Raw genomic sequence first — 14,759 nt, 5'->3', positions numbered from 1 at the left:
ATCATGACATCACGATTATCTCTAGCTAAGTCAATCAAGCGTTTGCTTGCTGCTGCATTGACCTTACTCATGTTTTCTGCGCAGGCTGCCGAGCCGCAAGGTATGTTGGAAACAATTCATAAGCACAAAACGCTTGCGTCCACCTCACCCGATAATGGCGATCTCAACCCCTACGCGGTAGTGGTTGCACCAGTCTCATCCGGTGTGATCGAACAAGGTGATGTATTGGTCGATAACTTTAACAATATCTCTAACCTACAAGGCACTGGGACGACGATTGTGTACTACCGCCCCAGCACTAAAGAGACCAAGTTGTTTGCCAAAGTAGCGCAAAACTTAAAAGATTGTCCGGGTGGCGTCGGCTTAAGCACTGCAATGACGATGTTGAAAAGCGGCTGGGTTATTGTCGGCAGCACGCCAAGTAAAGACGGCACAACCAAAACCAAAGGCGACGGTTGTTTATTGGTCTTTAACTCCAACGGCCAACACGTTGCGACTTGGGCGGGCCCAACCATCAATGCACCGTGGGGCAATATGGCCACCATTGATCGCGGCGACAGTGCAGTCCTGTTCATTAGCATGGCCGGTTTTGGCCTGCAAGGGCCAGAAGTCGTTGATCCAGCCACGCGCTACCCAATTATTACGCATCAGGCCACCGTATTACGTCTCGAACTAACAATCCCCGAAGGCCAAGCGCCGGTATTACAGAGCCAAACCGTGATTGGCGATGGCTTTGCCCAGCGACCGGACCGCGATAATTTTTTGTTTGGGCCAACTGGCTTAGCACTGGGCGCGGACGATACGCTGTATGTGACCAATGGAATCGCCAACGAAATCACCGCCATACCTAACGCCAGCACACGCACTGACAGCGCGCAGACCGGTCGCTTAGTCACCAAAGATGGTTTGCTGGGTTGGCCGTTAGCCATGGTGATGACGCCAGCTGGACATTTGATCGTGGCCAACGGCAAAAACGGTCAAGCCGTTGAAATCAATCCAATCACTGGCAAACAAATTTATGCACATTGGCTCGATTCCAACCAAGCCCAATCGCCGCCCGGCAATGGAGATTTATTCGGCTTGGCGCTGACCCCAGACGGCAAGGGAATTTATTACGTTGAAGATGATATGAATACCTTAGTGTTAGGTGCCCCATGAACAATTCAGATGACAAATTAGCCAATCGCAATCGACGCAGCTTCTTGACCCGCACCTTGGTGGCGGGCGGTATCGCGGCGACCGCACCTTTAACTAGCAACGCCTTAGCGCGGCCAATTAATTCACCGGACACCGCGAGCAAAGCGATCGAACCGTTTTACGGCAAGCATCAAGCCGGTATCGCTACACCGATTCAGCGCAACACTTATTTCATGGCGTTCGATGTGATCACCACAGAACGAGCTGAACTGATTGCGCTGCTCAAAGCGTGGACGGATGCGGCGGCAGAAATGACCCAAGGGCCAGCGCACATGGACAAAAACGCCGATCCCGAACAAGCTCCAAAAGAAATGGGCGCCACGCTAGGCTTACCGAATTCACGCCTGACGATTACCTTTGGTTTTGGTCCGACCTTGTTTGAAAAAGACGGGCAAGATCGCTTCGGCCTAGCCAGCAAGCGCCCGGCTGCGTTAGCCGATTTGCCGCGTTTTAATGGCGACCAGTTAATCCCTGAACGTACCGGCGGCGACATCTCGATTCAGGCCTGCGCCGACGATGCCCAAGTCGTTGAGTACGCGCTGCGTCGCATGGTGAGCTTAATGAATGGCGCAGCACAAATTCGTTGGGCGCAAACTGGATTTACTGCTGGGTATAAACCGAACGAAACACCGCGCAATCAAATGGGCTTTAAAGATGGCACCATCAACGTGCCGACTAAAGACCCGGCCGCTATGCATCAGTTTGTTTGGGCCGGCAACGAAGGTCCGGACTGGATGCGCGATGGCAGTTATATGGTGATTCGTCCGATTCGGATTGCGCTCGAACATTGGGACAAAATGAAACTCGCGTTTCAAGAGCAAACGGTTGGTCGCCACAAGTTATCCGGCGCGCCTCTCGGCAAGCACCATGAATTCGACAAATTGGACTTGGAAGCGACCGACAAAGACGGCAACTACCTGATTCCAGAAAATTCCCATGTGCGATTATCGGCGCCAGAAAGTAACGACGGCGCGCAAATTTTGCGCCGAGCGTTTAACTTCGACAACGGGGTTGCGCAGATCGCCGAGCGTTGGCCGCCTTGGCACCAATCGGTCACGTTTGACGCTGGTTTGCTGTTCCAATGTTACCAGCGTGATCCAAGAACCGGCTTTACCAAAATGTTTGAAAAAATGGCGAAATTTGACATGCTCAATCAATTCACCACACACATTGGTAGCGGCTTATTTGCTTGCCCGCCAGGCGCGCAACCGGGCGAATTTATTGGGCAAAAATTGTTTAGTTAAGGCGGTAATGATCGCAGCAAAATCAAGGTGGCAAATCATTTTTACCTTGCCGCCTTGATGCAAACTATCACAGCGTCGTTGCATAAAAAAACCGACCCCAAAAACAGGTCGGTTTTTTTACCACTATTTGAATCAACTAAGGCACGTCCGATTCAATTCGCGCTCGCAATACCCACTGCCCGTTTTCTGGCGCCCACACGTCGACAACAAACTTCGCTGCCTTGTTATCGGCTGAAGTGATGTTGAAATTGGCGACCGCATGACTGCCAATTTCATACACGACTAAGTGCGAGATTGCTCGGTGCAACTCAGGATGTGGATTGGTACTGATTTTACTCATCCAATCTGCGCGCGGAATAACGTCACCATTGGCTTTACGGACTTCAAAAGTAGAAGCTAATAGCTGTTCCAAACGCGCTCCATCACGCTTTTCCATCACGCTCAATAATTCGTTTTCTAAGTCTCCGAATAGTTTCACATAACGGGTTTGCGTGAGCACTCCTGTCCCATGGATGGGACCTTGGGCTGATGAGGTCAATGGGACTGACATCAACAGCCAAGCGGCTAGTAATAACGCAAATTTCTTCACTCGCTACCTCAATTAATCAATTAATCAATACTTCTGAACGCAAGAACCTGCGCCAACGTTGAGCCACATTTGCTGCAGCAGCCATTGACGGGAGGCGAACGTTTGGTTCGCTGACGCGCCGTTGGTGGCTTTAAATGTGGTGCCAAAGTTCCAAGCACATTTATCGCCGTTTTCATTACCGCTGCCATCGTACCAAGCGTTGCCATCTGGGTCAGATACGGTCTCAGATAACTCGTGGTACATCACGCTAGCCATCGCATCCGCGCCGCCATCGCCATTAGGGGATGGACTGTTGACGCCGCACCCGGCTGGGGCAATGGTGATTGGATTACCGACGAACGAGTATTTCACATCGTTAGCACCAATCGTTGCGTTGGCGTGCCATCCGCAATATTGGGAGCCAAAACCCGAAGTCTCGGTCACGTCCGGTGAAGTCAACACAAAATAAAGTGCATTAGGGTCATTCGGCAAACTGTTGCTGCTAATTGCCGCAGTAACGACATCCAAAATATTTTGATCACTCAGCGCTTTGCCTTTGCTGTAGTTATCGGAATATTGTCCTGCTAATTGCACGTTGTTGACCACTTTCGCGCCAGCCGCGCTGGTGTAGCTAGTATTAACGTTAAACGCAGGAGTACCGCCGATACCGCTACCGAAAGCGACTAAAATTTGTTGCGCTTTAGTGTAGGACGACCAATTGCCGTACCAAATGTAATACAGCTTAGTTGGGTTGGTCATCACAGGGCCGCCGTGATAAACAATTTGAGTTCTAGATACGCGTGCTGCTTTGGCGGCGGATCGTTTTGCGCGTTCGGTTGCGTCGTTATCGACTGCGCCGAAACCTTTACCGGTTGGCTTAAACACGGTGTCTTCATCGACTTTGATTTGCGCAGCGTGTGCGAAAGACGAGGCGATGGCTAAACTAAGCGCGATACACTTTAATTTTGTTGCTTTCATCAGTAAACTCTCCATTAAATTATGTTCATGGCCACCCAGGATCGCTGAGTGGCTAGGTTTATTATTCAAGATGAATTCATTCATCTCATGCTTTTGGAAAAGAAAACAAACTACAATCACACCACCTTAACAGCGCTATTAAGGTAAAAAAATTATAGGGATTGATTTCACAAAAATGATGGTAGACTGATAAATAATCACAAAATATTACAATTTCGACGGAACTTTTTTAAAACAGTTGCTTTTCAGCACAAAAATAGCGCAACTTCATTCAAATTCAGCCAATAAACGCTCTTTCCCCCTTCATCTACTTTAAGCCTAAAGTTGCCGTTAGATTTCAACAACAACCAGGTTAAATTCTGTTAACTCGCCGGTTAAGCGCCCACGCCAGTCCAGTTCGCTATCAAAATCACGCCTTATTCATGATTTTTAGATACGGCAAATGCACACACTTTTTGTAATCATCGCAGGACTAGGCTTACTAGGAACCATGCTGCTAGGCGCTTACGTTGTTAGCGACAACAGCAGCACTAGCTTGGTGACGGCGTCACTGTGCTTTATTCCGTTGTGGTTTGTTGTGTGCGTATTCAATTTGTGGATGGGCATATCCAAGGCGGGATACAGCTTGGCCGACGAATTACCGTTTTTGTTGATTAACTTTACGGTACCAACTTTTGTAGCGTTGTATGTGGGATGGAAGTTGAACTAAGGAAGTGCTTAAGTCAAGAATTAAGGCGGGAATTAAGGCCGGAATTAAGGCGGCGCTCAAGTTAGAGCTTAAGGCGACATCTTCGGACCGCTAAGAGCACTTTCGTCGCGCTCTTAGCAGGGTCAAACTAAATCGAGCAATTGAGTGTTAAATCAACGTTTAAAACGCGCTTGAGCCACGCGATCGGCCACCACGCTAGTCGATAAACCTTCATGCGCTGCGCGCTCAAAGACTTCGGTCAATGTGGCACCGATTTGACGCACATGTGCTTCGACATCAGCCTCTGGCTTGTTCAAATATTCGTAGCACACTTTGATGATGCCGCCCGCATTGATGACGAAATCAGGCACGTACAGCACGCCTTTGTCGCGCAACAAATCGCCGACTTCCGCAGTGGCTAATTGGTTGTTCGCCGCACCAGCAATGATGCTCGCTTTGATCCGTGGCAAAGTTAATGGATTCAATGTTGCACCCAAGGCGCACGGCGCATAGATATCGGCCGCTACGTCGTAGATCGCGTCGACGGAGACAACTTGCGCACCAAATTCGGCGCGTGCGCGTTCGATCGCGGCTTCATCGATATCAGCCACAATCAATTTTGCACCCGCTGCATGCAAACGACGCGCGTAATCGTAACCTACGTGACCTAAGCCTTGCACGGCGACAGTCAAGCCTTCCATGCTGTCGCGCTTCAAATGGAATTTAACCGCTGCTTGTGCGCCGACAAAGCAACCCAGTGCAGTAAAAGGAGAAGGATCGCCGCTAGCACCCAAACCAGCTACAAATTTAGTTTTATGCGCTACGTTGGCCATATCTTCTGGGCTGGTGCCGATGTCCTCAGCAGTCACATACCGACCACCCAAACGCTCTAGCGCTTCACCTAGGGCTTCAAACAAGGCTGGTGTTTTGTCGGTTTTTGGATTGCCAATAATGACGCTTTTACCGCCGCCAATGGGTAGACCCGCTACCGCGTTTTTGTAGGTCATGCCGCGCGACAGACGCAATACGTCGTTAATGGCAGCGGCTTCGTTGACGTAATTCCACATACGGCAACCGCCCATTGCAGGGCCTAAGTTGGTGTTGTGAACGGCGAGGATCGCTTTGAGGCCTGACTTAGGCTCGGATACGAACACGACTTGCTCGTGGTCGTCAAAATTGGGTTCGTTAAATACAAATGCAGTCATGCTGATGGCTCCGTGCATTATTGCTTATCCAATTCCGATAAGAACTGGCGCAGCAAAAACGCGATGATTGGGTTTTAAAATGAAATTCACTAAGTGGTACAGCAAAGGCCGTTTGGGCTTTGTTGAAGCCAAAACAACCGACGCAGCCGATTGTGTCGAGTGCGGCGCGAGTATAAAAGGTTTAGAGGGGAAACTCAATTTCCGATATTTTTTTACTATTTTTTGATAAAAATTGACGCGCTATGCACCAGATAAGCAGTGCGATCAAGCTGAATTGGCCCAAAAAGCCGCCGTTAATCATTAACTCAAGGCCGCACAAAATACCCTATTTAGGGCATAGCCAAGACAACAATTATTCTTTACCCTCGCAACCTTGTTAGATTACTTTTTAACCATTTAAGCTCAACTAAAAACATGCATAAACCAACCAAAATCAGCGCCGCAATCCTCGCCCTAGTCGCAGCCGGATGGCTGGCAGTCGTTCCTGGCATCGTTGGCATGCGTGCCGAAGAGGAAATGAAAAAAATCGCGCAAAACAGCAGCGAGCAAGGTTCATTACCAATCAAAACTGAGCTTATTTCGTTTCAACGCGGTTGGTTCTCGTCGGAAGCCAAAACCGATTATGTGGTCATGCTAGGCACTATTCCCATGCATTTCATGGTCGAACATCACATCAACCAAATCGCGATTCCGTTTTATCGCTGGGCAAAAATTTCTCACACAATTAATGTCGTCAGCGACGATGGCAAAGAATCGACCTTGCCCTTTAACGTCATTGCTAGCAGTGATCGACTTTTTTTCGGCGGCTACTCAACTCTGATCTCCGCGCCGACAATTCATTGGGAAAATGCCGATGGCATCGGAGTTATGGGTAGCAATTTGTCCTTGAAATTAGTCGGCAGTATCGATCATCCAATCGACTACGAAGCCTCAATCCCTTCGCTCTCGGTAACGACCGCAAGCGATATGTTCAAATTTAATCTGACCAACTTGAGCACCAGCGGTCACAACAGCGCCGATCAAAGTCCTACTGCGCGTTGGGAACAACATGCCCACTTTGCGCTAGAAGCGATAGACGCCAGCCAAAATGGGGCCGATGTTTTTTCCATGCATAACATCGACCTGAACGCCGATCTCAACGATAACGATAAAACGATCGATGTGATCTATAAAACCAAGATCGCCAGCACATCGATTGGCAATCCCAAACAAGCAACTGCTGGCGCACCCGCCTTTGCTGCGCAAGACATTAAGGTGGATTTTTCTTACGTGAATTTGAATAAAGAAGCGCTTCTGAACTTGAAAAAAGCAATCCAAGAGCTGAATAAGGAATCGCTGCGAAATGCGGGTAACGCGGATGCAGCCAATAGCGCAGCGCAAGCCGCGCTTGATCCGCTCCAAAATCAGCAACAACAATTGGCGCAGGCCAATCAACTGCTGCAAAAATCGGGCGACTTAATTCGCAGCTCACCGAGCATACGGCTCGATCAGTTCAGTATGAAAACGGCGGAAGGTAATATTTCTGGCAAGGCGGAATTCAATGTCGATGGAAAAAATTTTAACGCTCAAGAAATCTCCATCACCAATATCGGCGACTTACTCAAATCAAGAATCAGCGCCAAAGCGTCACTCAACGTGGGCCGCAACGTATTTATTCAAGGTTTTGAGGACAAGGCAGGCGACCTAAATCAACAGCGCCAAATGAAAGAAGGCATGCTCAAAGCTTGGGTTCAACAAGGTTACGTCAAGGATAACGGAACCGATTTGTCGCTAGAATCAACTTACTCCGCGCAGGGATTGATGGTCAATGGGAAGCAGATTATGTAATCCGCCAAAGCTTTTCGGGTACTGAAAAAAAAACGGGCGGGGTTTAATTCCCGCCCGAGGTTGACACGATTTATGCAAGTACCTATTCCATCGCTTGCTGACTTAGCGCATGAAACAACCACGCCCCGTGGGGAATCCACTGTTCGCCCCAGCGCCACGAATGAAACGGCGTTGTTTGAGATGCGCTTTTGAAATCGATATCCTCTTCGTTTTCTAAGCCCGACGTAATTCCGTTGCACACTCCACCGGGCGCATTCCAATAGCCGTTTTCGTAGCGCGGATTATTGTGTCCATGTCCCTGCATCATGCACGCGTCGAATGGATTGAGTCCAAAAATCCAATTCAAGTTGGATTGTGCATAGGCGCGTAAGGTCTGTGCAAATTGTGCGTCTGTTTCAAACTGGGTCGCCACCAATTGCGCCGCCGAGGCTAACGATGCTAGCCGCGCGTTTTCACCTTGCCACCAATAACCGCTTTCGTTTTCATGCGGAATAAAGAATTGGATTCGGCCAGCTTTATTCGGCATTTGGATATATTGGCGCGGGTAGTTGAATGGATTAGTACGCGCATCGACGGAAATGCTTAGCTCGTACTCCCATGCCTTTTGCACACAGTCACGACAATCTTGTACTAATGAAGAATTCGGGGCAACGTCGATAAAACGCAGCAGCGCAATAGACGGCAAACCTGCTTCGGCAGCATGAAAATAACTGCGGGTTTGTTGATCGTCGGCCCAGAACCAACCCGCCTGACTTTGACGCTGAATTAACTTGCGTGCGCGCTGCTCAGCGGCTTGCTCATAGCTTGGGTTGCTGGTGGTGGCGAATAATTCAATTGCTGCTAGCAAGGCGCAATAATCGTCGATGATGTTTTCTTGCCCGTTATCGAGATACTGCAAATTATGTTGCTGCAGATGCGCGAAGGCTTTCTCTGCCGCGGTTAAATAATCGATCCGGCTAAATTCACCATCACGCGGCAATCGACTAGCCCGCGCTAATGCGGCGATGGCGCTGCCGCCACCCTGCCTGAAGCCAGCTTGATAGGTGTCGAACTTATGTCCTTTTTGCGTGGTGTAGCTGCAGATTTCGCGCTGCTCAACGTCCTTACTCCAGCGATCAAACACGGTCATGTAGAAATAACCTTGCGGGTCGAGCATACGAATCAAAAAATCCGCACCGTGCAAGGCTTCATCGACGATGCGATCATCGAGCCAAATCGATTGTGCTGGAAGGCGATCGCGTCCATCAATTAAATTCCACACCACTTGCGGAATTTGCTGCGGGTTCATGAAGTTGGTGTACGACATATGCGATAAATATTTTGATGCATCGCCCGAGGCGTCATGCCAACCACCGTGCACATCCACGCGCTCAACCACTCGTCCAGCAACTTTTTCTTCGCTAACAAACTTAGGGCAAGTGCGATCCGCCAAGTCGAAAATACCCGAACTACGTTGCGACTTTAAATAATGGATTAAGTCGGAGATAAGCTGACCACCATAAATAATCGGCGCTATCGAAAAAGGCTGCGAGACTAACGGCAATGAAGCATGCGGCAAGCCCAAATCAACCGTCAACACGTAACTCCCCTGCTCTTGCAGCGCACTAAAATCGGCTTGATAAACCGGGCCAGTATGCCATTCGCCAATGGTTTGCCGCGCACCCAAAACACCAGAAAATACTGCTGATCTTTGCACAGCGTCATAAATAGTAAACGTGCGTCCTTCTACATCCTCCGCACTTTGAATCAAGGCGACTTTACGCCCTTGGGTTGGATATCCCAGATGATTATGTAGAATCTTCATAACGACTTATTGGTTATCGGTGTGTTTAATTCGTGGGAATGCTTTACCGGACTGATCAAACATTAAGCAATGTTGCGCTGGGAATTTCACATGGATATGGTCGCCGTATGTGAGTTTGCTGCGGTGTCCAGGCAACTTCATGCACAACTCTTGCTCAACCCCAGCGAGTTTGATGTAAGCCAAAATTTGATCGCCCAAATGTTCAACCAACACAATTTTGGCCGCAATTGCACCCGCCTCATTTTGCTCAGCCAACTGCACATGTTCCGCCCGTATCCCCAGTGTAGCGACTTCGTTGAGCGCACCCTGCTCGGCGTTCACAGCTGCGTAAATTCGCGCTCCATTGGCTAAGGCGAGTTGAGCGTGATCGACATCCATCGCAATCAATTTGCCAGCGATCAAATTAATCTTAGGCGACCCTAAAAAACCCGCCACAAACAAATTGGCTGGATTGTCGTAAAGCTCTAAGGGGCTACCAACTTGCTGCACAAATCCACCGTTAAACACCACGATCCGATCCGCTAAAGTCATCGCCTCGACCTGATCGTGCGTGACATAAATCATGGTGGTGCCAAGCTCATGATGCAGCTTGGATAATTCAACCCGCATATTTTGGCGCAGCGAAGCATCGAGATTGGATAAGGGTTCATCAAACAAAAACACTTTAGGCTCGCGCACAATCGCCCGTCCAATCGCAACCCGTTGACGCTGCCCGCCGGACAAGGCTTTGGGCTTACGATCGAGCAAATGGGTAATCTGTAAAATCTCAGCGGCCTTGTTGACACGCTGTTGAATTTCGGACTTAGGAGTTCCGGCCATTTTTAACGCAAACCCCATATTTTGCTGCACGCTCATGTGGGGATACAGCGCATAGGATTGAAACACCATCGCCACGCCGCGCTGCGAAGCGTGTAACTCATTGGCGACCACATTACCAATCGAAATCTCACCATGCGTGACGTCCTCGAGCCCGGCAACCATGCGTAATAAGGTCGATTTGCCGCAGCCAGATGGGCCAACAAAGACGACGAATTCACCGTCTTCAATGGCGAAGTTGACACCGTTAATGACGGCTTCGTCTTTGTTGTAGAACTTAGAGACGTTGTTGAAGCTTACTGAGGCCATGCTGGGTTCCTTCTAATGGGCTTGATTTTTTGTGGTTGTTTTAATTGGTTTAACTATTTTTTTAGATATTAAGGAATTCAACGCAAAACAACATACTCACCCCTTGACTGCTCCCGCCGCCAATCCCTTAACAAAAAACCTCTGACAAGCAAAAAACGCCACCAATACCGGAATGGTTGAAACGGTCGCCGCTGCCATCATCAAATCATAGCGATGCTGATACTGCCCGATAAATAAACGTATTCCGACCGGAATCGTCTGTACATCAGCCGACGTCGTTAGCGTCCAGGCAAAAAATAATTCATCCCATGCCAGTAAAAAAATAAACGTCGCTGTCGCAATAATTCCTGGCGCACTGATTGGCAACACAATCCGGACGAAGGCACCGAAGCGCGAGCAGCCATCAATGATCGCGGCGTCTTCTAATTCGCGGGGAATCGAAATAAAGAAGCCGCGCATAATCCAAATACTGGCCGGGGTGTACAGCGCAACGTAGAGAAAAATTAAGCCGTGATAGGTGTCCAACATGGGGATATTCCATGACTCGCCCATTTTTCGATACAGCATATACATCGGCAAAAAGAACAACATGCCCGGAATCACCTGCGTGGCGGTAATGCCCACGCTGACTGCGTTGGAGCCGCGAAAACGAAAACGTGCCAAGGCATAGGCTGCGAAGGTTGCGGATATGGTCGCTAACACGGTGGTAATACTGCACACGATCAGGCTGTTTTTAAAATAATTAAAAAAGTCTACATTGACCCACATGTCGCGGTAGTTTTGCCATTGCAACGGTGAATTGGCGTCCAGTAAATCGCCCGACGCGACATCGCTGTAGTTGTGCAAGGACGACAGCACCATCCAGAAAATTGGCAGCAGCGATAACAGCACCACCGCCCAGGTTAAGGTATTCATCCACAGAGTTTGGGTTTTGCGCTTATTCATCAGCGGTCATGCTCCGTTTAAACGATTTCATCCAGACCGCCACAAAGATCAACATCAGCACCATCATGATGAACGACACCGCGGCGCCCTGCCCGAACAACCAGTAGCTAAACGATTGGCGCGTGAGCATCGGCATTAACAAATCGGCCCAATCACCGGGATGACCTGCGCCGTTACCAAACATCATCGAAACAATATTGTAGGAATAGACGTTGTCGATCACTTGGAACATGAACTGAATCACGATCACGGGCTTAAGCAAGGGAACGGTAATATGAAAAAACTGCTTCCATTTACTCACGCCATCCAAAGTCGCCGCTTCGTATTGATCTTCCGGAATGGCTTGCAATGCGGCTAAAAATATCAACATCATCACCGGCCAAGCGCGCCACACGGTGGGAATCACGATGGCGAAAAAACTATTTGAGCCTAACAACCAAAACGGCTTTTCGTCCAGCAAATGCAGCCAATCGACTAACACCACATTAATAATCCCCACATCGCGTTGCCACATAAAACCCCACAGCGTTCCGACAACGTAGGACGGCACAATCCATGGTAGCAGCAGCAAGGTACGCGCAATGCCTTTACCAGCAAAGTCGCGATTCGATAACACCGCCACACCCAAACCAATCGCCACCGACAACACGGAAACGCACAAGGTATAGAGTGCGGTGTTGCGCAACGCTAAGCCTAAACCCGCGCGGATGGGGCTGTGATCTTCAAATAAAACGCGGCGGTAGTTTTCTAATCCGACAAACGGCGCATCTAAATATTGCCCTAGCGTGAACTGATTTAATTTGAGCAAGGACATATAGAATCCCTGCGCGATAGGCGTCAAATTGACCGCCAACATCATCAGAATCGCGGGTAGCAGCAACAGATAGGGAAACACATCAAACTTCTTGGCGCGCACAATTTTTCCTTTTACGGAGTTCAGCGAGTGGATTTAGTTAGTCAGCGCAGGGCTGTACTGGACTGTCGTCAGTTAGCCGAATCCAGCACATCATTGGCTTCGTTAGCCGTTACATCGAGCGCTTGTTTAATGGCTTGCGGTGAGTACTTGCCTTTGACACCAGCAACAATGTCAAACATATTGCCGAGGTTTTTAAGATAAACCGATTCCAACGGCGCCCAGCTTGCGATTGAGGCGTAATGACGACCGTTCTTAATGCGACCGATAAAATCGGCATAATTTGGGTCGGCCATCAATGACGGATCCGTCGCCGCATCAATCCGCGCAGGCAACATGCCCGACATTTTACTGTAAGTGATTTCGCTGTCGCGCGACGCTAAATAGGCCAGTAGCTTCCACGATTCGTCCTTATTTTTGGACGATTTCATGATCGACAAATTGGAACCGGAGAATAATGTCTGACTACCCTTTAATCCGGCTGGATACGACTCAATCCCCAAATTATGCGCGGCCACGGTTTCCATTTGTCCACCTTTGGCCTTGGGAGTATTAACGCGCTTGAGTACATCCGGCCCGCCAAAAATCACAGCGTATTGTCCGTTAAAAAATCCGGATTCAATTTGCTCGGAATTCTTTTCTAACGACGAGGAAGGCACTAAACCTTCGGCCGCGAAGCTGGTGTAATACGTGATCGCTTGCAATGCTTCGGGCGAATTGATGGCGGAATGTTTTTTGTCCGGCGTGAATAAATCGCCACCGGCATTCCAAATCCACGGCGCTAAATTGTGTACCAAATTCCAATCGTTTTTGCCGGGATAGCCAAGTGCGGCAATTTTTTTACCATCAATGACTTGGCCGTTAATCTTTTGCATCGCTTGTTTAAAGCTGCTCCAATTGGTGAACGCATCTTTGGGGTTCACGCCTGCTTTTTTAAACACGTCTTTACGGTAATACGCCACACGCGCATCGACATACCAAGGCAAGGCATAAATTTTAGGATCATCAAAGCGATGCGTTGTACCCCAAACAGCGGGATAAAACACGCTGGCGGTGCCGACTTCTTTTTGCTGCGCCAAGCTCAGCGGCTCGAGGGCGCCCATCGATGAAATCGCACCAACCCAGGTCGTGCCCAACTCTAATAGATCAGGGCCTTGTCCAGAAATAGCGGCGGCGGTGATTTTGCTCCATGCTGATTCCCAATTCAGCACCGTCACGTTGACCCGTAAATTAGGATTTTTGGCTAAATACGGACGCAATAATTCTTTCATGTCTTGCTGCTGTTGCGCGGTGGTGGACATAACCCAAATATTTAATTCGGTCGCGTTGGCGGCGGCAAACGACAGAAGTAGCGCGGCGCTGGCTAACAGATTACGGAGTGGCTTTAGTTTTAATGTATTCATTGCGGTTCCACGTGAATGCTCTTGCTAATTTAGTACGCTTTGCCAAAACTACTGCATGTTTGATTGATGCACGGATTGTAGAACCTAGCGCTAATAGCCAACAATCCTGAAATGTACCTCTTGTTATAGGTAGATTTACCTATGCGCCACCTTCAACTAGGCAGCACAAGGGCTGCTCCTAAAGAGAATCATCGTCCTCTTTTTTTTCCCACAAGCTCGGCGATACGTCGCGTAATTTGGCGGCTAATTCCATGCTGGTGCGGATATTAAATTTCTGGCAAATACGTAGGCGATGAGCTTCGACTGTTTTGGCGCTGATGTTGAGATGTTCGGCGATTTGCTTGCCTAAATAGCCACGCACGATTTCGGACAGTACTTCGCGCTCGCGTGAAGTTAATTCTGAGATTTCTTGAATCAACTGAGCTTGAGTATCAAAGCTGCTGCGCGCGGCTTGGTCGGCAGTCAAGGCTTTGCTGACCGCATCCAGCAACGTGCGATGGTCAACCGGCTTTTCTAAAAAATCCGACGCGCCTTGTTTGAGCGCTTTAACAACCATAGGAATATCACCGTGGCCGCTCAAAAACAGCGCCGGTGGCAAATAGGTATGCCGTGCTTTGGTTCGGCGGTTAAGTTCTTCGTACAACTCCAATCCGCTCATATCGGGAATGCGAATATCAATAATTAAGCAGTTAAAGTCGCGCGCGCGTGGGCCGTTTAAAAAATCGCCAGCGCGCTCAAATTCAGTAACCGCCCAATTGCGCGTTTCTAATAACATGCCTAAGGAACCGCGCACTCCGGCGTCGTCGTCAATAATGGCGATTTGCGGAATTGTAGTGAGGGGAATTTGTTCGCTCATATCGGT

General features: G+C 49.1%; 13 protein-coding genes. 4 read left to right on the top strand and 9 right to left on the bottom strand.

The window, feature by feature from the left end:
- The first annotated feature begins 3 nt into the window (after positions 1–3).
- Both E2I14_RS05695 and efeB read left to right on the top strand, forming a co-directional pair.
- Positions 4–1,158: a YncE family protein gene (locus E2I14_RS05695; protein WP_227544610.1), complete on the top strand. Its 1,155-nt coding sequence runs from the start codon at positions 4–6 to the stop codon at positions 1,156–1,158.
- Complete coding sequence (efeB, locus tag E2I14_RS05690) at positions 1,155–2,441, top strand: iron uptake transporter deferrochelatase/peroxidase subunit (protein WP_133326320.1); 1,287 nt, start codon at positions 1,155–1,157, stop codon at positions 2,439–2,441. The genes E2I14_RS05695 and efeB overlap by 4 nt, the downstream gene beginning before the upstream one ends.
- Positions 2,442–2,577: 136 nt before the next feature.
- Here the strand turns inward: efeB and E2I14_RS05685 are convergent, their stop codons facing one another.
- Complete coding sequence (locus E2I14_RS05685; protein WP_133326318.1) at positions 2,578–3,030, bottom strand: DUF4440 domain-containing protein; 453 nt, start codon at positions 3,028–3,030, stop codon at positions 2,578–2,580.
- A 24-nt stretch (positions 3,031–3,054) separates the two neighbouring features.
- Positions 3,055–3,987 (bottom strand): hypothetical protein, encoded by a 933-nt coding sequence (locus E2I14_RS05680; protein WP_165967764.1) that lies wholly within the window; start codon positions 3,985–3,987, stop codon positions 3,055–3,057.
- A 442-nt stretch (positions 3,988–4,429) separates the two neighbouring features.
- On the opposite strand from E2I14_RS05680, the gene E2I14_RS05675 reads away from it, so the two are divergent.
- Positions 4,430–4,696, top strand: coding sequence for a hypothetical protein (locus tag E2I14_RS05675; RefSeq protein ID WP_133326314.1), 267 nt, complete (start codon positions 4,430–4,432; stop codon positions 4,694–4,696).
- A gap of 152 nt (positions 4,697–4,848) precedes the next feature.
- Here E2I14_RS05675 and E2I14_RS05670 read toward each other — a convergent pair whose 3' ends face one another.
- Complete coding sequence (locus tag E2I14_RS05670) at positions 4,849–5,880, bottom strand: Glu/Leu/Phe/Val family dehydrogenase (protein WP_133326312.1); 1,032 nt, start codon at positions 5,878–5,880, stop codon at positions 4,849–4,851.
- Positions 5,881–6,294: 414 nt separating this feature from the next.
- On the opposite strand from E2I14_RS05670, the gene E2I14_RS05665 reads away from it, so the two are divergent.
- Entirely contained in the window at positions 6,295–7,707 is a 1,413-nt protein-coding gene (locus E2I14_RS05665) for a DUF945 family protein (protein WP_133326310.1), read from the top strand.
- An 82-nt stretch (positions 7,708–7,789) separates the two neighbouring features.
- Here E2I14_RS05665 and E2I14_RS05660 read toward each other — a convergent pair whose 3' ends face one another.
- The 6 genes from E2I14_RS05660 to E2I14_RS05635 form a co-directional block, all read right to left on the bottom strand.
- Entirely contained in the window at positions 7,790–9,511 is a 1,722-nt protein-coding gene (locus E2I14_RS05660; protein WP_133326308.1) for a glycoside hydrolase family 9 protein, read from the bottom strand.
- Between the two features lie 6 nt (positions 9,512–9,517).
- Positions 9,518–10,636 carry an ABC transporter ATP-binding protein gene (locus tag E2I14_RS05655; protein WP_133326306.1) on the bottom strand — a complete coding sequence of 373 codons (1,119 nt, stop codon included), beginning with the start codon at positions 10,634–10,636 and terminating at the stop codon, positions 9,518–9,520.
- A gap of 96 nt (positions 10,637–10,732) precedes the next feature.
- Entirely contained in the window at positions 10,733–11,581 is an 849-nt protein-coding gene (locus tag E2I14_RS05650) for a carbohydrate ABC transporter permease (RefSeq protein WP_133326304.1), read from the bottom strand.
- A complete protein-coding gene (locus tag E2I14_RS05645; RefSeq protein WP_206105588.1) occupies positions 11,574–12,497 on the bottom strand; it encodes a carbohydrate ABC transporter permease in 924 nt (307 codons plus the stop codon). Before E2I14_RS05645 ends, E2I14_RS05650 begins: the two co-directional genes overlap by 8 nt.
- A 68-nt stretch (positions 12,498–12,565) precedes the next feature.
- Positions 12,566–13,897, bottom strand: a complete 1,332-nt coding sequence (locus E2I14_RS05640; RefSeq protein ID WP_133326302.1) for a sugar ABC transporter substrate-binding protein — start codon at positions 13,895–13,897, stop codon at positions 12,566–12,568.
- A 178-nt stretch (positions 13,898–14,075) separates the two neighbouring features.
- The gene (locus tag E2I14_RS05635; protein ID WP_206105587.1) at positions 14,076–14,753 is read right to left on the bottom strand and encodes a response regulator transcription factor; all 678 of its coding nucleotides are present in this window, start codon (positions 14,751–14,753) and stop codon (positions 14,076–14,078) included.
- Positions 14,754–14,759 lie beyond the last annotated feature (6 nt).

The organism is Sapientia aquatica (genome assembly GCF_004358105.1).
GTDB lineage: Bacteria > Pseudomonadota > Gammaproteobacteria > Burkholderiales > Burkholderiaceae_D > Solimicrobium > Solimicrobium aquaticum.
The sequence above is the reverse complement of the archived record's forward strand: the minus strand, read 5'-3'. Positions and strand labels throughout refer to the sequence as shown.